The organism is Prauserella shujinwangii (assembly GCF_003001955.1).
GTDB classification, from domain to species: Bacteria; Actinomycetota; Actinomycetes; order Mycobacteriales; family Pseudonocardiaceae; genus Qaidamihabitans; species Qaidamihabitans shujinwangii.
This window is the reverse complement of sequence record NZ_PVNH01000007.1, coordinates 261,550-283,849: the sequence shown is the minus strand read 5'-3', so window position 1 is coordinate 283,849 and position 22,300 is coordinate 261,550. Positions and strand designations below refer to the sequence as shown.

At 71.0% G+C, this 22,300-nt stretch carries 19 protein-coding genes; 9 read left to right on the top strand and 10 right to left on the bottom strand.

What is annotated here, in order from left to right; translation table 11 throughout:
* The first annotated feature begins 128 nt into the window (after nt 1-128).
* A complete protein-coding gene (locus tag B0I33_RS18635) occupies nt 129-854 on the top strand; it encodes a spermine/spermidine synthase domain-containing protein (RefSeq protein ID WP_106180071.1) in 726 nt (241 codons plus the stop codon).
* 337 nt (nt 855-1,191) lie between these two features.
* Entirely contained in the window at nt 1,192-2,697 is a 1,506-nt protein-coding gene (locus tag B0I33_RS18630; RefSeq protein WP_106180190.1) for a SulP family inorganic anion transporter, read from the top strand.
* Nucleotides 2,698-2,737: 40 nt separating this feature from the next.
* Here the strand turns inward: B0I33_RS18630 and B0I33_RS18625 are convergent, their stop codons facing one another.
* Nucleotides 2,738-3,757: a LysR family transcriptional regulator gene (locus B0I33_RS18625; RefSeq protein WP_106180070.1), complete on the bottom strand. Its 1,020-nt coding sequence runs from the start codon at nt 3,755-3,757 to the stop codon at nt 2,738-2,740.
* A gap of 143 nt (nt 3,758-3,900) precedes the next feature.
* Between B0I33_RS18625 and B0I33_RS18620 the strand changes: the two genes are divergently transcribed.
* On the top strand, nt 3,901-4,713 hold the full coding sequence (locus B0I33_RS18620; protein ID WP_106180069.1) for an LLM class flavin-dependent oxidoreductase: 813 nt from the start codon (nt 3,901-3,903) through the stop codon (nt 4,711-4,713).
* Between the two features lie 10 nt (nt 4,714-4,723).
* Nucleotides 4,724-5,485, top strand: a complete 762-nt coding sequence (locus tag B0I33_RS18615; protein ID WP_106180189.1) for a class I SAM-dependent methyltransferase — start codon at nt 4,724-4,726, stop codon at nt 5,483-5,485.
* A gap of 28 nt (nt 5,486-5,513) precedes the next feature.
* Here B0I33_RS18615 and B0I33_RS18610 read toward each other — a convergent pair whose 3' ends face one another.
* From B0I33_RS18610 to B0I33_RS18595, 4 genes are all read right to left on the bottom strand, one after another.
* A complete protein-coding gene (locus B0I33_RS18610; protein WP_245900802.1) occupies nt 5,514-6,764 on the bottom strand; it encodes an SGNH/GDSL hydrolase family protein in 1,251 nt (416 codons plus the stop codon).
* 298 nt (nt 6,765-7,062) lie between these two features.
* Complete coding sequence (locus tag B0I33_RS18605) at nt 7,063-8,100, bottom strand: LysR family transcriptional regulator (protein ID WP_106180067.1); 1,038 nt, start codon at nt 8,098-8,100, stop codon at nt 7,063-7,065.
* Between the two features lie 32 nt (nt 8,101-8,132).
* Entirely contained in the window at nt 8,133-9,263 is a 1,131-nt protein-coding gene (locus tag B0I33_RS18600; protein WP_106180066.1) for a CaiB/BaiF CoA transferase family protein, read from the bottom strand.
* 8 nt (nt 9,264-9,271) lie between these two features.
* Nucleotides 9,272-10,099, bottom strand: coding sequence for an enoyl-CoA hydratase/isomerase family protein (locus tag B0I33_RS18595; protein WP_106180065.1), 828 nt, complete (start codon nt 10,097-10,099; stop codon nt 9,272-9,274).
* A 785-nt stretch (nt 10,100-10,884) separates the two neighbouring features.
* Between B0I33_RS18595 and B0I33_RS18585 the strand changes: the two genes are divergently transcribed.
* From B0I33_RS18585 to B0I33_RS18565, 5 genes are all read left to right on the top strand, one after another.
* Nucleotides 10,885-11,868 (top strand): Bug family tripartite tricarboxylate transporter substrate binding protein, encoded by a 984-nt coding sequence (locus tag B0I33_RS18585; protein WP_106180063.1) that lies wholly within the window; start codon nt 10,885-10,887, stop codon nt 11,866-11,868.
* A gap of 5 nt (nt 11,869-11,873) precedes the next feature.
* Nucleotides 11,874-12,368, top strand: a complete 495-nt coding sequence (locus B0I33_RS18580) for a tripartite tricarboxylate transporter TctB family protein (RefSeq protein ID WP_146147525.1) — start codon at nt 11,874-11,876, stop codon at nt 12,366-12,368.
* Between the two features lie 15 nt (nt 12,369-12,383).
* Nucleotides 12,384-13,910, top strand: coding sequence for a tripartite tricarboxylate transporter permease (locus B0I33_RS18575; RefSeq protein WP_106180061.1), 1,527 nt, complete (start codon nt 12,384-12,386; stop codon nt 13,908-13,910).
* Between the two features lie 200 nt (nt 13,911-14,110).
* A complete protein-coding gene (locus B0I33_RS18570; RefSeq protein ID WP_106180188.1) occupies nt 14,111-15,745 on the top strand; it encodes a carboxylesterase/lipase family protein in 1,635 nt (544 codons plus the stop codon).
* A 130-nt stretch (nt 15,746-15,875) separates the two neighbouring features.
* Nucleotides 15,876-16,553, top strand: coding sequence for a TetR/AcrR family transcriptional regulator (locus tag B0I33_RS18565; protein ID WP_106180060.1), 678 nt, complete (start codon nt 15,876-15,878; stop codon nt 16,551-16,553).
* Nucleotides 16,554-16,568: 15 nt separating this feature from the next.
* On the opposite strand, the gene B0I33_RS18560 is transcribed toward B0I33_RS18565, so the two are convergent.
* The 5 genes from B0I33_RS18560 to B0I33_RS18540 form a co-directional block, all read right to left on the bottom strand.
* The gene (locus B0I33_RS18560; protein ID WP_106180059.1) at nt 16,569-18,242 is read right to left on the bottom strand and encodes a long-chain fatty acid--CoA ligase; all 1,674 of its coding nucleotides are present in this window, start codon (nt 18,240-18,242) and stop codon (nt 16,569-16,571) included.
* Between the two features lie 27 nt (nt 18,243-18,269).
* The gene (locus tag B0I33_RS18555) at nt 18,270-19,163 is read right to left on the bottom strand and encodes an SMP-30/gluconolactonase/LRE family protein (RefSeq protein ID WP_106180058.1); all 894 of its coding nucleotides are present in this window, start codon (nt 19,161-19,163) and stop codon (nt 18,270-18,272) included.
* A 63-nt stretch (nt 19,164-19,226) separates the two neighbouring features.
* Nucleotides 19,227-20,216 (bottom strand): LLM class flavin-dependent oxidoreductase, encoded by a 990-nt coding sequence (locus B0I33_RS18550; protein ID WP_106180057.1) that lies wholly within the window; start codon nt 20,214-20,216, stop codon nt 19,227-19,229.
* Nucleotides 20,217-20,335: 119 nt separating this feature from the next.
* Entirely contained in the window at nt 20,336-20,743 is a 408-nt protein-coding gene (locus B0I33_RS18545) for a hypothetical protein (RefSeq protein WP_106180056.1), read from the bottom strand.
* Between the two features lie 48 nt (nt 20,744-20,791).
* Complete coding sequence (locus B0I33_RS18540; protein ID WP_106180055.1) at nt 20,792-22,270, bottom strand: sodium:solute symporter family protein; 1,479 nt, start codon at nt 22,268-22,270, stop codon at nt 20,792-20,794.
* Between the last annotated feature and the right edge of the window lie 30 nt (nt 22,271-22,300).

Sequence of the window (22,300 nt, the reverse complement as noted above, 5' to 3'; positions counted from 1 at the left end):
CCAGGAGAATCCCGCTCACCGCCCCGGCCCACGCGCGGGAGCCCGGAGGGTCCTCCGCGGAACCGGAGCTGGGCCACGATGGGCGGCGGCTACCCTGTCGGGATGGCCGACCGGAGTACGACATCACGATGAGCGCGCGCTTTCAGGAACTCGACTGGCGCTCGACGCCGATGGGCGAGCTCGTCCTCCGCCGTCGCTGGGATCCCGCCGTGGCGAAGGAAGTCCACGAGATCAAGCTGAACGACGAGTTCCTGATGTCGAGCCTGTTCACCGTCGCCGAGATCGAACTGGCCCGGCTGGCCCTCCCCCGGGTCGCCTCCGGGAGTCTCGACGTCGCGGTCGGCGGCCTCGGCCTCGGCTACACCGCCCAGGCGGCACTGGAGCACCCCACCGTCCGCTCGCTCGTGGTGGTCGACGCCCTCGGCGAGGTGATCGAGTGGCACGAGCGCGGCTTGATCCCCGCCGGGGCGACGCTGACGTCCGACCCGCGGTGCACCCTCGTGCACGGCGACTTCTTCGCGATGATCCGGTCGGCGGCGAGCCTCGACCCGGCGGTCGGCGCACGGACGTTCCACGCCATCCTGGTCGATATCGACCATTCACCGCGCCACCTGCTCCACCCCAGCCACGCCGGGTTCTACCAACCCGCCGGACTGCGGCGGCTTCGGGACCATCTTCGCCCCGGCGGTGTCTTCGCGCTCTGGTCGAACGACCCGCCCGACGACGAGTTCACGGCAGCACTGCGGGAGAGCTTCACCGGGGTGCGAGCCGACATCATCCGGTTCGACAACCCGCTGCAGGGCCGCGAAGCCACCGCGACCGTCTACACGGCACTGGATCCGCGAGCCAGGTGACACCTGGACGATCACCGTATCCCGGACGAGGCGGCCACCTCTCGCCACAGCACTCGCGGCGGAGCCGGAGCGCTTCACCGGTGAGATCGGCTACGAGACGATCGGCGAGCAGGTGGTCACGCTGCTCGGCCAGGTCGTCCAGACGCGTGCGTGAGAAACGGGTCTCACCACGGAAAAGCTCACGAGGCCTGACGGCGTGCCCCTCCGGCCACGGACCTGGATCACATTCCGACCATTTCTCCCGTCACGTGAGGGTAGGGTGACCGGGAGCGTGCGAGCCCCGTCGAAGCGGCTCCCCTGTCTCTCGTTCCCGAACTCCCGCTCCCGAAAGAGGATGATGTCGCTTCCCGCTGCGCTGCGCCCGAGTACGTCGCCTTCCCGGCTCCGCCGCCCCAGCTGGCTCGCCCCGCGCGTGCTGCGCACCGAGGCACTGTCCGGGCTCGTCGTCGCGCTCGCACTGATTCCCGAGGCGGTGTCGTTCTCCATCATCGCCGGGGTCGACCCCCGGGTCGGGTTGTTCGCCTCGTTCACCATGGCGGTGGCCATCGCCTTCACCGGCGGCCGCCCGGCCATGATCTCCGCCGCCACCGGCGCGATCGCGCTCGTGCTGGCCCCGCTGGTGCGGGATCACGGCGTGGAGTACCTGCTCGCCACCGTGGTCCTTGGCGGCCTGATCCAGGTGCTGCTGGCCGTGGCGGGGGTCGCCCGGCTGATGCGGTTCCTGCCGCGCAGCGTCATGGTCGGCTTCGTCAACGCGCTGGCCATCCTCATCTTCCTGGCCCAGCTGCCCTACCTCATCGACGTGCCGTGGCAGGTCTACCCGCTGCTCGCGATCGGACTGGTGGTGATGGCCGGGCTGCCGAAGCTCACCAGGGCGGTCCCGGCGCCGCTGGTCGCGATCGTCGGGCTCACCGCGTTCACCGTCGCCGCCGGAGTGGCCGTGCCCACGGTGGGCGACGAGGGCGCACTGCCGAACAGCCTGCCCGTCCTCGGCGTCCCCTCGGTGCCGCTCACCGTCGAGACGCTGGGCATCATCGCGCCGTTCGCCCTGGCCATGGCGCTGGTCGGGCTCATGGAGTCGCTGATGACCGCCAAGCTGGTCGACGACATCACCGACACCCACTCCGACAAGACGCGGGAGTCGTGGGGCCAGGGCGTCGCCAACATCGTCACCGGGTTCTTCGGCGGCATGGGCGGCTGCGCGATGATCGGCCAGACCATGATCAACGTGAAGTCCGGCGCCCGCACCCGCGCCTCCACGTTCCTGGCCGGCGTGTTCCTGCTGGTGCTCGTGGTCGCCCTCGGCCAGGTGGTCGCGCTCATCCCCATGGCGGCCCTCGTCGGCGTGATGATCATGGTGGCGGCCGGCACGTTCGACTGGCACAGCGTCCACCCGAGGACCCTGCGCCGGATGCCCAAGAGCGAGATCACGGTCATGCTCGCCACGGTGGGCGTCACCGTGGCCACCCACAACCTCGCCATCGGCGTGGTCGTGGGCGTGCTCGTGGCGATGGTGCTCTTCGCCCGGCGCGTCGCCCACCTGGTGTCGGTGGACAGCGTCCTCGACCCCGACGGCAGCACGAAGATCTACCGCGTCCGCGGCCAGCTGTTCTTCGCCTCCAGCAACGACCTCGTGTTCCAGTTCGACTACGCCGGCGACCCGCCGAACGTGGTCATCGACCTGTCGGACGCCCACATCTGGGACGCCTCGACCGTCGCCGCGCTCGACGCCATCACCACCAAGTACCAGGCGCGGGGCGCCACCGTCACGATCACCGGGATGAACCCCGACAGCGAGCAACGGCACACCGCCCTCGCCGGCAACCTCACCAGCACCCACTGACCCGGCCCGGCGCGTCCCGCCGACCACGGCGGCCGCGGTGTCACGGGCGAAGCGCACGGTCCGGTGGCCTGTTGCCGTTTCCCGCCGGGCCGTCGCCGGCCGGGGCGCGCCACTCCCGGGAACCCGGCAGGTCTCCCGCCCTGGCCGCCTCGGGCGCGAGCGCGGCAGCGATCTCGACGACGATCTCGACGGCCCGGCCGGCCAGGGGTGAGCGGGCAGCTCCGGCCCGCCAGTGCAGGTAGACCTCCCGTGGTGGCAAGGCCGGCCGTAGCGCGTGGACCCGGAGCCCGTCGTCCGGGATGGCGGCTCCGCGGAGGGCGAGCCAGGGCAGCACCGCCGACCCCATCCCGGCCCGGACCATCGACAACAGGGTGTCGTTGACCGCGGACCGGAACACGATCCGCGGACGGACGCCGGCGCGGGTGACCGCCTGTTCCATCCAGGGCTGGTCGCAGGTCAACGGCCAGGCCACCATCGGGACGCCGTCGAGCTGCCGCAACCCGACCGGACCGTCGGGGAAGGAACCGGCGGTGGCCACCAGCAGGTACGGGTCGTCGAGCAGCTTGCGGTGCTCGGTCTCCCCGTCGAGGCGGCCGTCGTAGAACAGCAGGTCGAGGTCGCCGAGCCGCGGCTGCTCGGGCTCCTCCTCGGACAACCTGATGTCGCAGCCGGGATGCTCGTCCCGCAACCGGCGGACGAGCGAGGGCAGGATCACGTTGGAAACACTCTGGAAGGTGCCGATGTCGATGCGGCCGGCACCGGCGTGAAACCGCTCCACGGCGTCGGCCAGCGCCTCCGCCTTCGCCAGCAGCTCGCGACCCCGGTCGAGGACCAGGGCGCCGAGCGGGGTGAGCCGTACCGGCCTGGGGCCGCCCGGCCGCTCGAACACGGCGCCACCGACGGCCCTCTCCAGCGCGGCGATCTGCTGGCTCACGGTCGACTGGGCGTAACCGATGCGCGCGGCCGCCCGGGCGAACGAACCTTCCTCGGCGATGGCCGCCAGCGCCACGAGAGGGCGCAGCTCGATGTCGGTCACGAGCACCACGCTAGGCGAGTCCATCGTCCAATGCGATCGAATCGATCGGAAAGTATCGCTTTTCGCGATCAGGCGGGCGGCCTAGCGTGCGAGACATGGCCGCTCGGCCGGACACGTGGCCGCCGGCCCGTGCCGAGCCTGGTGCGGCACCCGGAAGGAGACCGTTCATGAACCGGCTACGGTCGGCCCTGTGGCTGCCGCTGTTCGACGAGCTCGCCGACCCGCAGGCGGTCGCGCGCCTCGCCGCCGACGCGGAGGAGGCGGGCTGGGACGGCGTTTTCGTCTGGGACCAGCTGTCCTGGCGGGGGCCGGTCCGGCCCGTCGCCGACCCCTGGATCGCGCTCTCGGCGATCGCCACCGCGACGGAACGGCTGCGGCTCGGCCCGATGGTCACGCCGCTTCCCCGCCGCAGGCCGGCCAAGGTCGCGCGCGAGACCGCGACCCTGGATCGGCTCGGCAACGGCCGGCTCACCCTCGGTGTCGGGCTCGGCAGCGACCGGTTCGGCGGCGAGCTGTCCAGGACCGGTGAGCAGCTCGACGGACGGCGGCGTGGCCGGATGCTCGACGAGGCCCTGGCGATCCTGGCCGCCGCCTGGTCCGGCGATCCGGTGCGCCATGGCGGCGAGCACTACACCGTCGACGGGATCGCGTTCCTGCCCCGGCCGGTCCAACGGCCCGGCATACCGGTGTGGGCCGCCGGGTTCCCGGGCCACCTCGCGCCGATCCGCCGGGCCGCGCGGCTCGACGGCTTCTTCCCGGCCAACCTCGACCACCCGGACCAGCTCGCCGAGATCGTCGCGACCCTCACCGCGCTGCGCCCCGGCGGGCTGACGTCCTACGATCTCGCTGTCGGTCTGCCCCTCGGTGCCGACCCCGCTCCGTACGCGGAAGCCGGCGCGACGTGGTGGCTGCCGGAGCTCGAACCGGGCGCACGTCTCGACACCGTGCGCGGTGTACTCCGCGACGGCCCGGTGGGATGAGGCGGTCCCCTTGTTCGACTACGACTCCGAACTCCGCCGTTACGACCGGCGGCTGCGGGACGTCCTCGGCATCCAGGCGGGCGATCACGTCCTCGACGTCGGCTGCGGCACCGGCCAGACCACCCGGAACGCGGCGCGGGCCGCATCGCCGGGAACCGCGCTCGGCATCGACGTCTCCGGCCCGATGCTGGCACGGGCCCGCGCACAGGCCGCGAGGGAAGGGCTCCGCACTGTCGGCTTCGTGCGGGCCGACGCCCAGCATCACGCCTTCCCCGCGGATCACTTCAGTCTGGCCATCAGCCGCTTCGGCACGATGTTCTTCGCCGATCCGGTCGCCGCGTTCGCCAACATCGGGCGCGCCTTGCGTCCGGGCTCCCGCTTCGTGCAGCTGGTCTGGCAGGCCGCCGAGCACCAGGAGTGGAGTGCCGCGATCCGGGCGGCGCTCGCCGGCAGCCGCCCGGCACCGGCCGGAGCGGCCGCGGCCTTCTCCCTGAGCGACCCGGACATCGCGGCGAGCGTCCTGACCGCGGCCGGTTTCGCGGCGGTGGAGTTCACCGACGTGCGCGAGCCCGTCTGGTACGGACCGGACGCCGAACACGCCTGCGCCGCCGTCCTCCAGCTGCACCTGGCGACCACGCTGCTCACCGGCCTGGATGCCGCGTCCTACCGGCACGCGATCGATCGGCTGCGGGCCACGCTCGACGCGCACGACACCGGCGACGGCGTGTGGTTCGGCTCCCGCGCCTGGCTGATCACCGCGCGGCGGCGCTGACCCTGCTCGCGGGCACCGGTCGGCGGCGTCAGCGCAGCGCGGACACGACGGCCCGGGCCATGGCGTGGTACCCGGCGTCGTTCGGGTGCAGGTTGTCCCCGCTGTCGTAGGCGGGGTCGAGCAGGTCGGCGTCACCCGGCGCGGCCATGATCCGGTCGAGGTCGACGACCGCGTCGTACTCCCCGGACGTCCGGATCCAGTGGTTGAGCGCGTCGCGCACCGCCTCCCCCTCGGGGGTGTAGTAGTCGGCGCCCTTGTACGGCAGCAGGGTCAGCCCGATGGCCTTGACACCGTGCCGGTGCGCCTGCCGGATGAGCTCCCGGTGCCCGGCGATCAGCTGCTCCGCGGTGACCTCGGGGCCGCCGCTGAAGCACGGGTCCTCGCCGGGCGGCAGGGCTGAGAAGCCGATGTCGTTGATGCCCTCCAGGACCAGCACCGTGCCGACCCTCGGCTCGTCGAGCACGTCCTCGTGGAAGCGGCTGGTCGCCTTCTCCCCGAGGCACGGCGAGTCGGTGAGCACCCGGTTGCCGCCGATGCCGGCGTTGAGCACCCCGCGTGGCTTGCCCCGTGCGGCCAGCAGTTCGGCGAGCTCGTCGGGGTAACGGTTGTTTCCGTCCACTGTGGACAAGGCACCGTCGGTAATCGAGTCCCCGAACGCGGCGATCGCGTCGCGTCGCGGCACGGCGCCCGCCACGTCGACCCCCGCGAGGTAGTACCAGGACTCGGTGGTCTCGGTGAACGCGCCGGAGCCCGCGTCGCTCCGGTGGTCGCCGCCGGCCCGGTAGCTCGTCGCGGAGGCGAACAGGTGCTGTGTCGCGGGCCCGGTCGGCTCGGCGAAGTACAGGCTCACGGTCAGCGTGTCCAGCGGCCGCACACCGAACGCGGCCGGGTCGCTGGCCACCTCACCGCCCGGGGGCACCGCCACCGAGCGGGAACCGCGGAAGGTCAGGTGCCGTACCGTGCCCGGCCGCACGGCGGCTCCGTCGGCGGCGCGGGCGAGGGTCACCCCGGTGATCCTCAGCGGCGTCGTGCCGTAGGCGTTGGACAACCGGACCCGTGCCAGCGCACCTCCCGTGCTGACCCGGACGACCTGGCGCAGGGTGTGGTCGGCGAAGCCCTCCTCCGACCAGTTCGGGCCGAATCCCGGGCTGGGCCGCATCATGGCGGCGGCCCACGTTCCGGTCCAGGGCCCGGTCCCGGGCCCGGGAGGACCGCTCGCCCCGGCCGGGGGGACCGCGAACGCGAGCGCCGCCACCACGGCGGCGAGAACGGCAGGCAAGCGACGACCTCGTGACCTCATGCGGTGACCTCCCAGGCTGCACGGTGACCGGCTCATCGTAGGTCTCCGGCGCCGTGCGCGGGAGGGAAACGGTCGCCTCAGCTTGCCCGGCGTCAGTTCACCACGGCAGGCGCGGTGAGGGCGGGCGCGATCCGCGCCGGCCCGGAGGCCATGGACCTGTTCCAGGGCCGGGCCTGCGTCCCCGTCGGCGACGACCAGTCGTGGCGTGGTCGGGGATCTTCCCGCGACCGACCTGCCGCGGCCGCGCCGCGGGAGGTCCGGGCGGTCACGGGACGGGTCATCGCCGTGCGTCGACCTGCCCGGCCGGGGTGCGGTTCCCTGGCTCGGCCTTCTCCTCGCCCAGGCGCTGGTACGCGGCCTCGATCACGCTGTCGGCTTCCACGGAAGCCTCCAGCAGGCTCCTCCCCTGCCCGGTACGCCGCGCGACCGCGCGGCGCCAGCGGTCGAGGTTCTCCCTGCTGAGCTCGAGGAACTTGCGCGCCGGGGCCGACATCGGCGAACTGGGCATGATGGCGTAGATCGGCCGCAGGGCCAATGGATCGATCATGCGCAGGTTCGCGCCCCTCCGCCGGGCGTCGAGCGCCTGGCGCATCGGCAGGAACGCGGCACCCGCTCCCGCGACGATGAGGTGAACGAGGCCCGCGGACTCGGAGACGTCGACGACGACGGTGGGCTCCACTCCGGTGGCGTCGCGAATCGACTGCAGGTAGGACCGTCCGAATCCACGGTCGACGACCATGGGCAGGCCGTCGAGCATCCTGATCGGGACCGGATCGGGGAACTCGGTGCGCCAGCCGGGCGGCAGGGCCAGCACGACCTCGCCGTCACCGACGTGCACGCAGTCGATCCCTTGCCGGGACACGGGGCTGACGGTGTAGGCGAGTTCGGCTTCCCCCGATCTGATCAGGGCGACGATGTCGTCGGTGTCCCCGTGATGCTGCGTGATCCGGACGGTGAGGCCGGGATGCTTGCGGCGGAAGTGGCCCACCCACGCGGCCAGGAAGTTGGAGGTGAGCGAAGCGGAGATGGCGAGATCCACCCTGCCCCTTTCCAGCCCACGGTACTCGTCGGCGACCTGGCGGGCGTGCTGCAGGTCGCGCACGACCTGACGCGCCGGGCCGACGAGTGCCTCACCCGCCGGGGTGAGCACCAGTCCGCGCCCGACCCGGCGGAACAGTTCGATGCTGAGTTCGGCCTCCAGCCTGCGGATGATCTGCGACACCGAAGGCTGCGCCAGGTACAGCGCGGACGCCGCCCGGGTGATGCTGCCGTGGTCGACAACGGCGAGGAAGCATTCGAGCTCGTGGACCTTCATCGGCTGATCCAATGCCCGCCCTCCCGCACCGGTCAAGACTCGTCCCGCGGGAGGGTGCCGGTGTCGGCGCCCACCTCCGGCACCGCGCGGTCCGGGACGGGATCGACACCGTCGAGGGTGAACGGCAGCGACGGGATCGGGTAGCGCACCCCATCCGGGGTCACCCCGGTGGTGAGGATGCCGCTGGACCGTGCGTCGGCCGAGGCGGCCACCTCGCCGTAGGTCCGCACCGCCGCCGCGACGAGTCCGCGCTCCGTCAGCGCGGCGAGGCAGTCTTCGGTCCGGACGGTACCGAACGCCGCCGAGATCTCGGCCAGGAGCACGTCCCGGTGCGCCACCCGGGAGGGATTGTCGGCGAAGCGCGGGTCGTCGAGCATCCACGTCCTGCCCATCAGCTCGCACAACCGCGCGAAATGCTCGGGCGTGTACGCGGACAGCACGATGGCGCCGTCGGCGGTACGGACGAGGTCCGCCGCGGGCGCCACCGTGGCCTGACCGTTGCCCTTCCGCCGCGGCTCCTGGCCGGAGGCGTGCCACTCTCCCCACATCGCCGACTGCATGTGGATCATCGCGTCCAGTAACGACACCTCGATGACTCCACCCCGGCCGGTCCGCTCGCGGCGCAACAGCGCGGCGAGCACGCCTTGCACGACGGCGTTGCTCGCGGCGACGTCGGCGATCGGGAACCCGACGCGCAGCGGATCGCCGTCCTGTTCCCCATTGATCGACATGAGGCCGCTTTCCGCCTGCGCGGCGATGTCCAGACCGGCCCGCGACGCCGAGGGACCCCTGGAGCTGAACCCGCTGACCGACACGTAGACGAGCCGGGGGTGATCCGGCAGGAGCGCGTCAGGACCGAGCCCGCGCCGGGCCATCGCGCCCGCCCGGAGGTTCTGGACGACCACGTCCGCCTCCGCGATCAGGCCCAACGCGGCGCGCTTGTCGTCGTCCCGCTTGAGATCGAGCACCACCGACCGCTTGCCCCGGTTGTACGCGAGCACGATGCCCTCGCCGTAGGCCCCGATGCCACGGGCCTGGTCGCCTCCGGGGGGCTCCACCTTGACGACCTCCGCGCCCAGATCGGCCAGCGACTGGGTCGCCGCGGGCGCCGCGATGTAGTGTCCGAACTCGACGACCCGGACGCCCGCAAGTGGGTTGGTCATCCCCGCTCCTACTCCCCGGTGAAAACCGGCCTGCGCTTTTCCAGGAAGGCGCGAGCCGCCTGGCGTGCGTCGTCGCTGCGCGCACAGTCCACCATGCGCGGCACCTCCCGTTCGAGGTACTCGGCCAGGGTGAACCGGCCCGCGTCGGCCAGATTCCGCTTCGCGTACCGCATCGCCTTCGGCGCCTGAACCGCGAGCTTGCCGGCCAGCTCGCCGACCCTGGCGGAGAGGTCCGCCGCGATCTCGGTGACGAGCCCGGCCGCCAGGGCCTCCTCCGCGCCGATCTTCGCCGGGTCGAGGAGCAGCGCTCGCGCGCGGGCGCTGCCGACCGCGCGCGTCAGCAGCCACGCGCTGCCCAGGTCACCGGACACGCCCGCGCTCACGAACGCCGTGTTGAACACCGACGCCGGGGCCGCGATCCGGAAGTCGGTGGCCAGGGCCAGCGACAGGCCGGCGCCCGCGCACGCACCGTTGACGGCGGCGATCGTCGGAGCCGGAAACGACTCGATCAGCTCCACGACGGTCGACGCCACGGCCAGCCGTTCGCGGTCGTCGGCGACGGAACGTCCGCGCAGCGTTCGGGTTTCCTGGTCGCGCGCGCTCTCCGACCCCACCCTGGCCAGGTCGGCGCCGACGCAGAAGTCGTCGCCCGCCCCGGTGAGAACGAGAACCCGGAGCCCTTCGGCGGTGCGGGCTCGCCGGAGCGCGGCGAGCAGGTCCTCGATGAGCTGCCAGGAGAGGGCATTGCGGCGCTCCGGCCGGTTCAGCGTCACGGTGCCGACGCCGTCGTCGAGGGCGAGCAGCGCGGCACCGGAGCCGATCACGATGCCGCTCATCGGAGCGGATCCGGCAGGTCGCACCGGACCGATGCACGCGGCGTCCAGGCGACGCCGCCCGCGGCCCGCCGGCACCGGTGACCGGCCGGCTCGTCCGGTGTGCAGCGCAGGTCCATACTGTGGATCACTCCCCTGTTCGAGATCCGATCGTGGTGCCGCCGGGCAGGCAGGTCCATCCTCGGGACCCGCGATGTAGTACGTCAAAGAGCAAAATCGAACGCCGCCCATTGCGTCTCGCACTACGTCATTCATTGGTTCCCGCAATGGATGGCTTTGGGTTCACGTCTTTGACGTACTGATTCCTCCCGTTGTGGACTGTGTGCCACCTCGACGAAGTGGACCGGTGTGATGGATCTTTGGCTCAGTGCCGAGCGGCGCGCGACAGGCGACGCCGAGCGGTGCCGCACGCGGCACCGGCCGGAGCCGGGTGCGGCCGGTCCCGCACGGCCTGCCACCGCGGGTTCCGTCCCGGTCGCGGCCGGTTCCACCCGCGGGGGCGGCCGGTCCGAGGTGGGGGCGGCCCGTCCGCGAGCATCGGTCCGCGCGGGCGCCACCTACGTGACGTCCGTGTTGACAAGCCACGCGCCCGGCCGGGCTCCCCGGCAGTCCGCGGCCACGGTCACCCCCACGGCGCCGCCGGTCTCACCGGGCAGCACAACGGGAAGCCGTTCCGCACCCGGCCCCTTCGAGATGCCCACCGGATTCGGCGATGCCGGCCGGCACCACCCGACCACCACGGCGGCCGCCAACGGGGCGGTCGCCCACGCGCACACGGGAGTCGCATCATGAGTATTTCTCCGATCCGGACGGGCCGGCGGGCCGCGTTGCCCGCGATCTTCCTGGCGGGTGCCCTCCTCGCGTCGGCCTGTGGCGGGCCACCCGGCCAGGGGACCTACCCGGTCCGGGACATCCAGATCATCGTCCCGTACCCGGCCGGGAGCAGCATCGACACGACGACCAGGGCACTGGCCGAGGTCATCAACGACCAGGGCACGCTCGGCAAGCGCGTTCAGGTGGTGAACCGGGAAGGAGGTGCGGGCTCCGTCGGGACGACGGCCACGCTCAACGCCAAACCGGACGGCTACACCGTCGGCGTACTGCCGGACGGCCCGCTCACCTTGGTCCCGCACACCGAAGAGGTCTCCTACGACCCGGAGAACATCTCGGTGCTCAACGAGGTGACGATCTCCCCGGTCCTGTTCGTGGTTCCGGAGGACTCACCGTACCGGGATCTGGGAGACCTGATCGACGCCGCGAAGGCCCGGCCCGGGACGATCACTCTCGGCGAGGGACCGCTGAACTACGCGGTCCCTGCCGAGAAGTTCGAACAGCTGACGGACACCCGCTTCCAGCACATCGCGTTCGACGGCGACCAGGCGACGACGACAGCGCTGCTGGGCGACAACCTCGACGTCGGGGTCATGCAACTGGCCGGAGCGTTCGCGCAGTTGAGGTCCGGCAAGGTGCGCGCGCTGGCGATCGCCTCCGCCGAGCGGACCGACCTCGCCCCGGACATCCCCACGTTCCGCGAACAGGACGTCGCTCTCGAGTGGGAGGCGTACAACGTCGTGGTCGCCCCGCCGGAGCTGCCCGGCGCCGTCGCCACGAAGCTGTCCGACGTCTTCGGCTCTGCCGTCAGGAGCGAGGCGTTCACCAAGGCGGCGCGGGACCTGGGCCTGGTGGTGAGCGGCGCCGGCGGTGCGGCGGCCGAGAAACGGCTGACCGACAAGTCGGCCGCGGCGGCGGACCTGCTCGCACCCGCGCAGTGACGGCGATGAGTCCGGTGCGGGTGCGCTCCGGCGCCGAGGTGGCCGGCGCCGCGACGCTGCTGGCGTTGGGGTTGGTGTACGGCGGCCTGGCGCTCGGCGAGGGTCTCGGCACGGTGTCGGACACCGGCGCGGGCTTCTTCCCCTTCCTCGTGGCGCTGGTGCTCGTCGCGTCCAGCATCGCCGTGCTCGTGGGTGCGCGGCGGCGTGGAACCGAAACGGAGGCGCGCACCGACGAGGACGGGGAGGATTTCGGCGGCACGGTTGACTGGCCGCGGGTCGTCGGAGTCGTGCTCGCCGCGCTGCTCGTGCCGCTGCTCGGCACCACGGTGGGCATGATCGTCACCCTGTCCGTCTCGCTGGTGCTGATCGCCAAGATCATGGGGCTGTCCCGGTGGAGCAGCGCGCTCGTCCTCGGCCTCGCTTTCGGGGCGGCCACCTGGCTGATCTTCGTGTACTGGCTGTTCGTCCCGCTGCCGACCGGAGTCCTCGGACTGGTCTGACCGGAAAGGACAGACGTGCTCGACAACCTCTGGGCGGGCTTCGCCGCCTTCGCCGATCCGACCTACCTGATCCTCGCGGTGGCCGGAGTGGTCCTCGGCACGCTGGTCGGGGTACTCCCCGGCATCGGGCCGATCGGTGCGATGTCCGTGCTGCTCGGGATGACGACGCAGCTGGGGCCCGCGGGATCGCTGATCCTGTTCGCCGGGATCTACTTCGGCTCCACGTACGGCGGGTCGACGACCTCGATCCTGCTCAACGTCCCCGGTGAGGCGTCCTCGGTGGTCACCGCGCTCGACGGCCACCAGATGACGAAACGGGGCAGGTCGGGACCCGCGCTGACGATCGCGGCGGTCTCGTCGTTCGTGGCCGGCACCGTCGCGATCTTCGGCCTCATGATGTTCGCTCCCTGGCTGAGTGAGGTGGCGGTCGAGCTCGGGCCGCCGGAGTACATGGCGCTGTGTGTCGCGGGACTGCTGCTGCTGGCGGCGCTGTCCAGCGGGCCGACCGCGAAGGCCGTGGTCATGATCGGCGCCGGGCTCGCCCTCGGCACGGTCGGTATCGATCCGGCGGCCGGCGACCTGAGGTTCACGTTCGGCTCCGACGCGCTCGCCGAAGGGTTCAGCTTCATCGCGCTGGTCATGGGTGTCTTCGGCGTCGCGGAGGCGTTGACACTCGCCGGTGGGCGCTGGCGTCCGAAACCCGCGAAGGCCCCGAAGCTGCGGGAACTCCTGCCCTCGCGGCGGGAGTCGCGGGAAGCCGCGCCCGCGGCCCTGCGCGGATCGACCATCGGGTTCCTGCTCGGCCTGGTGCCGGGTCCGGCGGCGGTACTGTCGACCTTCGCCTCCTATGTCACGGAACGCAAGATCTCGAAACGCCCGGAGAGGTTCGGCACCGGGGCCGTGCAAGGGGTCGCCGGGCCGGAGGCGGCGAACAACGCCGCGGCAGGCGCCGCTTTCGTCCCGCTGCTGGTACTGGGCATCCCGTTCGCGCCGACCATGGCGCTGGTCCTCGCGGCGCTGCTGCTCAACGGCATCGTGCCCGGTCCGACGTTCGTCGCGGATCAGCCCCAGCTGTTCTGGACCGTGATCGCCGCGATGTACATCGCGAACTTCATGCTGCTGGTGCTCAACCTGCCGTTGGTCGGCCTGTTCACCCGGCTGCTGGCGATCCCGCCCCAGGCGCTGATGCCGTTCGTGATCGGGCTGTGCATCGTCGGTGTGTACGCCGAGGGCAACTCGATGTTCGACGTGGTGGTCATGCTGGCCGCCGGGCTGCTCGGCTTCCTGCTGCGCAGATCGGGATTCAGCATGGCTCCCTTCGTCCTGGCGGTCGTCCTCCAGCCCACACTCGAGGTGTCCCTGCGCCAGACCCTCGCCTACTCCTCCGGGAATCCCGGCTACCTGCTGGGGCGGCCCGTCGCGATGGTGATCCTCGCCCTGGTCGTCGTGGCGGTGACGGTGTCCGCCCGCCGGGCGGTCCGCGCGCGCCAGCGGGAACGTCTCGCCGCCCGCCCGAACGCGGGCGAGGCGGCCCACCGGTGACCGCCAGGGCGGACGGACGGACCACGGCACCAGCGCCCTCTTGCCCCGGTGGTCCCCGTGTGACACAGTCCGAAATGGCACCCGATGACATTTGAGTGTCATCGAGTGCCAGACACACAGCGTTGGAGCAGGGTGAGTCGCCGACGTCTCACGACCACGCGACTTCCGGCACCAGGCACCCGCGAGGGAAGGCAGTGGACATGCGACGTCGCTTCGTCATCGTTCTGCTTCAGATCGTTCTGCTGGCCGGCGCGGTCAGCGCGGTAGCGCCCGCACACGCGCGGGACGGCCACCTGGTCCGGGACACGAGTCTCGGGCTCGTCAGGGGCATCGACCAGAGCCGGTCGGCCGGAACGTTCGCGTGGCTGGGCATCCCCTACGCCGAGCCACCGACCGGGCACCTGCGCTGGCGCGCCCCGGTGCCGCACCGGCCGTGGCCCGGCATCCGCGACGCGCGGCGGTTCGGGCAAGGCTGCATCCAGGAAGGCCGGATGTTCAGCCCCGCGCCGAGCGGTCCGCACTACGGCCTGGACATCCGGGACGGCCTGAACAAGCCCGTGGGCGCCGAGGACTGCCTCACGCTCAACGTCTTCCGCCCGTCGACCTCGCAGCGGAACCTGCCGGTCATCGTCTTCATCCACGGCGGAAGCAACATGGTCGGCTACTCCGCGGACCCCATGTACGACGGACGGGCGCTGGCCCGCAGGGCCAACGCGGTCGTCGTCACGGTGAACTACCGGCTCGGCGTCTTCGGCTGGCTCGACCTGCCCGGGCTCAAGACCGGCGACCCGCACAACGACTCGGGCAACTTCGGGACGCTGGACCAGGTCGAGTCACTGCGCTTCGTCAACCGGAACGCGCGGGCCTTCGGGGGCGATCCCTCGAACGTGACGGTGATGGGCGAGTCCGCGGGCGCGGTCAACGTGTGGGCGCTCATGGTCTCGCCACTGAGCAAGAACCTGATCGACAAGGCGATCCCGCTCAGCGGCGGCCTGCAGTTCTCGACGCCCTCGTCGGCGCGAACCTATGCCGAGGCGTTCGCCGGCGAGGCGCTCGGTTCGGCAGGCCGGGAAGGGGACGTCGTGCGGCGGCTCAGGTCCATGCCGGCCGACGACCTCATCCGTGCGCAGGTACGCCACGCGGAGACCGCGGGCGACCCGCCCAGGGTCATCGCGGACGGCGCGGTGTTGCCCGAGGACTACCATTCCGCCATCGCGGCGGGGAAGTACCGCGACATCCCGGTCCTGGCCGGCAACACGCTCGAGGAGGGCAAGCTCTTCGGGTCGGCGATCGGCGCGTTCCGCCCGACCGACTACGAGCGCTTCACCTGGCAGTACCGGTTCGATCCCAACCGGCCTTCCCGGCTGAAGGTCCGTGACTTCATCGTCGACCGGTATCTCCCGGCCAAGCGCCCCGGCGGGTGGAACGACGCGGCCGACGCGCTGACCGACAGCATCTTCACGGGGCTGATCCACGACTCCATGAACTCGTTGCGAGCAGCCGGACACGACCGCCTCTACTACTACCAGTTCGGCTGGAACCAGCAACCCGCTCCGTTCGACACCGTCTACGGCGCCGTTCACGCCATCGACCTGCCGTTCCTCTTCCGCACCTTCGACGAGGGCTTCTTCTCGTTCTCGTTCAGCCACCGGAACGAGCCGGGACGCCTGCGGCTGTCCGATCTCATGATCGCCAGCGTCCGGGCCTTCGTCCGTACCGGCACACCACAGCACCCGGGGCTGGGCGAGCAGTGGCCGCAGTGGCCACGGAGCTTGGTGTTCGACGCCGGGAACCACACGGCGACCGTCCGCCCCGGCTCGGCCGAAGGGCGGTAGCGGCCACCTCGTTCGCTGGAGAAGCGCACGGTGCGCCGCTGCCGTCGGTGCGCCGTGCGCTTCGTGCTGCCGGCCCCAGTAGTCTCGACGATCGCCACAACGGCGGGCCGGCATCGGAAGGAGAGCGACCTTGGCTGCCGATCGGGGGCTGGAGAACAAGTACCGCATCGCGGAGACGGCCATGGGGCTGTTCCTGGAGCAGGGCTACGAGAGCGTCACCGTGGAGGCGGTCGCGGATGCCGCGCAGGTGTCCCGGCGAACGGTCTTCCGCCACTTCGACGGCAAGGACGAACTGGCCTTCCCCGACCATTCCGCGCGGCTGGAACTGCTGGCACGGCACCTGGTGAAACCGGCAGGTGGCAGGTCGCCCGTGGACATCGTCATCGCGGCCACCGAGGCCGTCCTGCTCGACTTCCTCAGCCGGCCGGAGCTGGTTCTCCGGCGCTACCAGCTGACCCGTCTGGTGCCGGAGCTGCGCAGGCGGGAGGTGCTGGAACACGAGCGCTACCTCGCGCTGACCACGGCCTACCTCCGTGATCACCTGCCGGCGGGCGGCCCGTCGTTCCTTCCGGTGGCGCTCGCCGCGCTGATCGACGCGATACACCGGTCGGCGCTGGGCGATTTCGCGCGCAGCGGCGGGAAGGTGGACGCCTACGCCGAACTCGCGGAAGGCATGGAGTGGGTCCGGCGGGTGCTGGCCGCCGAACGGCAGGAGGGTGATCCCCTCCTGCTGGCCGTGCTGCCGGACACCGCCGCCGTGCGGCAGTCACTGGCCGCCCTGCGCGATCAGGCGCGGGAACGGTTCTGAGACAAGCCGGAGGGCTCAGCCGGACGGTTCCCGGGTCCGCCCGCCGCTGTGCCGCTGGACTCGCTCGATGTCGAGCCCGTGCTCGTGGTAGCGCGCCCGCAGTCGTTTCTTGTCGAACTTGCCGACGCCGGTCTTCGGGATCTCGTCGACGAACGCCCAGTTCTCGGGAACCTGCCAGTCGGCGACCTGGCCCGCGAGGAAGTCCCGCAACTGCGCGGCGGTGACCGGATCGCCCTCGTCGACCACCACCGCGACCAGTGGCCGTTCCTGCCATCTCTCGTCGGGCACCGCGATGACGGCGGCCTCGATGACGGCCGGGTGTCCCATGACGGCGTTCTCCAGCTCGACCGACGAGATCCACTCGCCACCGGACTTGATCACGTCCTTGGTCCGGTCGGTGAGGGTGAGAAACCCGTCGGGCGAGATGCGGCCGACATCGCCGGTCCGCAGCCAGCCGTCCGGAAAGCCGTCCGGCTCGGCGGCCGTGCCTTCCGGTGTGTAGTAGCAGCCCGTGACCCACGGGCCGGACACCTCGAGCTCGCCGACGCTCTCCCCGTCCCAGGGCATCTCGGCGCCATCCGCGTCGATCAGCCGGGCCCGTACGGAGGCGGGAAAGCGGCCTTGCGTGACCCGGTAGGCCATCGCCTCCTCGCCGGTCGCCGAGGCGGGTGGCCTGGCCACACAGCCGAGTGGGGACAGTTCGGTCATCCCCCAGGTGTGCAGCAGCCGCACCCCGTGCCGGTCGGCGAAGGCACGTATCAGGGACGGCGGGCAGGCCGACCCGCCGACCACGGCCTCTCGCAGATGTGAGATGTCCTGTGGTGCGGTCGCCAGCCGCTGGTGCAGTCCCTGCCAGATCGTCGGCACGGCGGCCGCGAACGTGGGCCGCTCCGCGGCGAGGATCGCCGCGATCGGGTCCGGCTGCAGAAAGCGGTCCGGCAGGACCAGCGAGGCACCGACCATCATCGCGGCGTACGGTATGCCCCAGGCCATCGCGTGGAACATGGGCACGATCGCCAGCGCCGAGTCGTGTTGCCCCAGCCGCATCCCGTCACTCATGCACAGCTGCAGGGAGTGCAGCCAGATCGAACGGTGGGAGTACGCCACCCCTTTGGGGTCTCCGGTCGTGCCCGACGTGTAGCACATCGCCGCGGCGGACCGCTCGTCGACGACCGGCCAGTCGAACCGGTCCTCCTGGACCGCGAGCAGGTCCTCGTAGGAATGCGCCTCCACACCGGCGGGTGCGTCCAGCGCGGCCGCGTCGCCGTTGACGACGACCACGTGCCGCACCGTCTCCAGCAGCGGGAGGACCCGGCTGAACGCCGGCGCCAGGTGACCGTCGACGAGCACCACGCGATCGGCGGCGTGGTTGACCACGAAGGCCAGCTGTTCCGGGGACAGCCGGATGTTGAGCGTGTGGAGGACGGCGCCCATCGCGGGCACGGCGAGGTAGGCCTCGAGGTGCTCGTTGTTGTTCCACATGAAGGTGCCGACCCGCGCGTCACCGCTCACTCCCAGTGCCCGCAGGCCGTGTGCGAGCCGGGCGGCACGCCGTCCGAGCATCCGATAGGGCTCGACGCGGGACCCGGCGCCGTCCCAGGTCGCCACGGTGCTGTCGCCGTGCACCGTGGTGCCGTAGTGCAGCAGCCGGGCGATCGACAGTTCACCGTCCTGCATCGTGCTCAACACGGTGGGCGCTCCTTTTCCGGTGCCGGGTCAGGGCCGGCCCGCGTGGGGAACATCGACGCGCGCGGTGAGCAGGCTTCCTTCGCGCGCGTTCTTGCGGGCGTCCTCGTGAAAGTCGGGCGCCGCACACAGGAACAGTGTGCGACCGTCGGCACCACCGAGCATGCAGGCGAAGACGCCCGTGCCTGCGGATATCTCCTCGCTGACGTCGCCTCCCTCCCGGACGCGGAGCACTCGCCCGCCGACGGCGTCGGCCACCCACAGGGCCCCGTCGGCGTCGAGGCAGCACCCGTCCGCCGCGACGACGACCTGGGTCAGCAGGTTGTCCAGGTCCCTGTGCGTGGGCAACTCGCCGAACGTCGCCCACGTGCGGCGGTTGACGAGGTCGCCGCGGTCCGTGATGTCGAACGCGGTGACCCGGTTGGCGAAGGTCTCGCAGACGAGGAGCACGCCGTCGTCGGTGATGACGCTGCCGTTGGGGAACCACAGGTCGTCCGCGACCGCCGTGACGGTGCCGTCGGGATCCACCCGCAACAGGACGGCGGTGTCCAGCGGGTCTCCGCCCATCAGGTCGAACCCGAACTCACCGACGAAGGCCCTGCCCCGGTCGTCGACGACCATGTCGTTGGGATGACCGCGAACGTGGCCGGACAGATCGGCATGCGTCACCAGCGCGCCGCCGGGCTCGCGGCGCAGCACGCGGGCGTCTCGCATGGAGACCACCAGGAGCCGGCCGTCCGGCAGCCAGCCCAGCCCGGAGGGCTGCTCGGGGACCTCGGCCTCGACCCGGACGTCGCTGCCGTCCTCGGCCGCGGAGTACACCTGGTACGTGTAGAAGTCGGCGAACCATACCCGGTCGTCACGCCATCGAGGACACTCCAGATAGGACAGCCCATCGATGACGGTGCTCGTTTCACGGCTCATGATCTCCCCTGGTGACGTGGGCGGTCGGGTGCGTCGGAGGTTTCGCTCTCCTGCGGAGGCCGGCTACGGACTCGCGACGTCGCGGAACCGCTCCAGCTCCCCCGCGATGTCGGGCCCGCACGGTTGGAAGACGATCTCGGTGACGCCGCGGGAGCGGTAGTCATCGAGTCTGCGCCGGATGTCGCCGGGTGTCCCGCTCAAGGTGACATCCCGGAGCGTGCCGTTGCCCCCGGCTCGCCAGGCCGCCTCGTCCGCGGCGTTCAACTCGACACAGTGCCCGGAGTGCACCGCGAGATGGCGTCGACCCGGGGGTGCCGACTCGACGACCTCGAGCCATTCCTCGCCGCCGGGCAGTGCCCGTACGGCCTCGGGGCCACCGAACTCGTAGGCGCCGTGGAACGACAGTGCCCAGCCTGGTCCCGCCGCCAGGCGCGCGTGCTCCGAGTCTTCGTCCTCGTTCTCGCCGAGCACGGTGCCCCATTCGAGGTAGGCAACCCAGCGATGCTCGGTCATGAAGTCCGGAGGCTGAAGCGTGGCGAAGAGCCCGTCACCGAGCTCGCGCGCGACCCTGTTCCCTTTCGGCCCGAGCGCGCCGACGAGGATCGGCACGTCGACGGGCCGATCCGGAGCGTGACCGCCGGGATGCAGCATCCGCATCAGGGCGCCTTCCCATTCGACCGTCTCACCACGCAGCAGGGCCCGGTAGGCCCGGATGTAGGACTCCATGAAGGACCAGCGGATCGCCCCGTAGCCCATCGCCCGGCGGCCGGTGAACCCCGTTCCGAAGGCGACCGCCACCCGGCCGGGCGCGAGCGCGGCGAGCGTGGCGGTCGCCGCGGCGTTCACCATCGGGTGGCGGAGGCTGGGGACCAGCACTCCCGGGCCGAGCCCGATGCGGTCGGTGCGCTCGGCGGCGAGCGCCAGGGTCATCCACACGTCCGGGCTCTGCTGCGGTGTGTCGTAGACCCACGCACGGTGGTAACCGAGCCGTTCGGCCAGGGCGATGTGGTCCGGAGAGTGCAGAGCGGTGGGAAAAGCGCAAGACACATCCATGTGCCCTCCTCCAATCGTGGGGTCAATGACTGAGCACACGGCCCTCCGGAGAAGGCGCCGCGAGTGCGCACACGGGACTCCGCGGTCGCTCCGCACCGGGGACTGCCCCGCACGGGTCGCTACGACCCCACGGACCGCGCATGCGCGTCGTCGACGTCATGGCGCAACCACCGGTGGTAGACCCAGGCGAACAGCAGCGGAGCCGCCACGGTGGTGAAGGGCCAGACCGCGTACACGAACACCGCGGTCGCCGCGGGCAGGCCACCGATCAGTTCGTCGGTATGGAGCGCGATGTTGCTCGCCACGAACAGGGCCAGCATCACGCCGCCGAACGCGGCAACGCCGGTGACCACCGGAGCCGACCATTCGCCCCGCCTGTTGAGCGCAGCCATCAGCAGGAAGAGAGCGGTCAACACCGGAATCGAGTAGTAGACGAGCTGCCAGTGGTCGAAGACCATTCCCACGATGGCGACGGTCGTCGTGACGAAACAGAGAAGAACCAGCCGGTCAACGCGATCGACGTGCATTCTGCCACCTTTCGGTCGAGTTCCACTCGGTACACGCGGGCAGGCCGCCTACACCACGCTCTTGCTGCCGGGCAGCCGGTTCATCTCCGTGAACCTGTCGAGCGACTCCCGTGAGGGCACGGCGACCGACACGACGATGAACAGCACTATCCCGAGGCAGGTGATGAGGCCGCCGGTCTGGATGTAGGCCGGGAACGTGATCACTTCCTGGGCCGTGAGGATCGTCGCGGCGAGGTTCGACAGGATGCCGAAGGCGATCGCGATCGTGGTCGCCAGGCCCGTCGCACGGCGCCAGTACAAGCCCAGGACGAGCGGCCCGAAGATGGCGGCCGCGAACGCCGCCCATCCGATGGCGCCGAGCAGGAAGACCACCTGGGACAGGTAGAGGGCGAAGACCAGGGCACAGAGGACGACGAACACGCTCGCGATGCGCGCCCACCGCACGTCGTTCCGGACGGTGATGCCGAGCGCGCTCGGCATGTCCCGCATCAACGACGACGCTCCGACAGCGATGAACGAGTTGGCACTGGACATGATCGCCGCGAGGAGTCCCGCGAGGACGAAACCGGCGAAGACCGGTGACACCATGTTGTCGAAGAACCAGGTCGTGGTGTTGTCGATGTTCTCGAGTTCGGGCGCCCTGCCTTCGATCGAGAGCGCACGCATCGACAGGCCGACGCTGAGCGCGAACAGCGTCGTGATCCCGTACGCCAGCGAGGCGACCAGCGCCCCCCATTTCAGCTCCGAGGAGGACCGCAGCATCAGGAACTTGGCGATCAGCTGGGGCTGCGCCACGGTGCCGAGCACCGCCATGACGATGAACGTGTAGACGTAGGTCAGCGGCTGCGAGGCGTCCAGGCGGAGGAAGTCGATGTCGTGGCTGGCGATCGTCTCGAGCATGCTGCTCCACCCGCCGACGGTGTTGGTCGCCACGAAGAAGGTCCCGATGGACATGACGACCATCAGCAGTCCCTGCAGGAAGTCCGTCCAGGCGCCGGCCAGCATCCCGCCCGCGACGGTGTAGAGCGCCACCACGGCGGACCCGATGATGGCGCCGACGGTGACCGAGGTCCCGAAGATGAGGCTCATGATCACGCCGGTCGCCGTGACCTGGGCGGTCATGTACGCGACCGAGCCCACGAACATGGCCACCGACATCGCCAGCTGCGCCCGTCGGCCGGGGTACCGGATACGGATGACGTCCGGAACCGAGTAGACCTCGTACTTCCGGGCCAGCCGGTACAGGCGCGACCCGAGCAGGAACCACGAGACCGCGAAGGCCAGCGGCACCAGGAACGCCGCGGCCACCACGGCCTGCACGCCCCACGAGTAGGTGTTGGCGGTGTGCCCGATCATGCCGAATCCACTCTGGATCGACGAGAACGTGCCGATGGCCATCACGAAGAATCCCAGGGTCTGGCCCGCGACGAGGAAGTCTCTTGACGACTTCATCCGCGACTTCGCCCAGTACCCGATGGCGAACATGATGACGAAGTAGACGATCACGATGGCGATAACAGGTGTCATGCTGAACTCCCTGCGACAGAAGCACAAACG

Bases quoted from the DNA above. Each gene is read 5' to 3' on its own strand.
- B0I33_RS18635 (WP_106180071.1), top strand. From the start codon at position 129: ATGAGCGCGCGCTTTCAGGAACTCGACTGGCGCTCGACGCCGATGGGC.
- B0I33_RS18630 (WP_106180190.1), top strand. From the start codon at position 1,192: ATGTCGCTTCCCGCTGCGCTGCGCCCGAGTACGTCGCCTTCCCGGCTC.
- B0I33_RS18625 (WP_106180070.1), bottom strand. From the start codon at position 3,757: ATGGACTCGCCTAGCGTGGTGCTCGTGACCGACATCGAGCTGCGCCCT.
- B0I33_RS18620 (WP_106180069.1), top strand. From the start codon at position 3,901: ATGAACCGGCTACGGTCGGCCCTGTGGCTGCCGCTGTTCGACGAGCTC.
- B0I33_RS18605 (WP_106180067.1), bottom strand. From the start codon at position 8,100: ATGAAGGTCCACGAGCTCGAATGCTTCCTCGCCGTTGTCGACCACGGC.
- B0I33_RS18600 (WP_106180066.1), bottom strand. From the start codon at position 9,263: ATGACCAACCCACTTGCGGGCGTCCGGGTCGTCGAGTTCGGACACTAC.
- B0I33_RS18595 (WP_106180065.1), bottom strand. From the start codon at position 10,099: ATGAGCGGCATCGTGATCGGCTCCGGTGCCGCGCTGCTCGCCCTCGAC.
- B0I33_RS18585 (WP_106180063.1), top strand. From the start codon at position 10,885: ATGAGTATTTCTCCGATCCGGACGGGCCGGCGGGCCGCGTTGCCCGCG.
- B0I33_RS18580 (WP_146147525.1), top strand. From the start codon at position 11,874: ATGAGTCCGGTGCGGGTGCGCTCCGGCGCCGAGGTGGCCGGCGCCGCG.
- B0I33_RS18570 (WP_106180188.1), top strand. From the start codon at position 14,111: ATGCGACGTCGCTTCGTCATCGTTCTGCTTCAGATCGTTCTGCTGGCC.
- B0I33_RS18555 (WP_106180058.1), bottom strand. From the start codon at position 19,163: ATGAGCCGTGAAACGAGCACCGTCATCGATGGGCTGTCCTATCTGGAG.
- B0I33_RS18550 (WP_106180057.1), bottom strand. From the start codon at position 20,216: ATGGATGTGTCTTGCGCTTTTCCCACCGCTCTGCACTCTCCGGACCAC.
- B0I33_RS18545 (WP_106180056.1), bottom strand. From the start codon at position 20,743: ATGCACGTCGATCGCGTTGACCGGCTGGTTCTTCTCTGTTTCGTCACG.
- B0I33_RS18540 (WP_106180055.1), bottom strand. From the start codon at position 22,270: ATGACACCTGTTATCGCCATCGTGATCGTCTACTTCGTCATCATGTTC.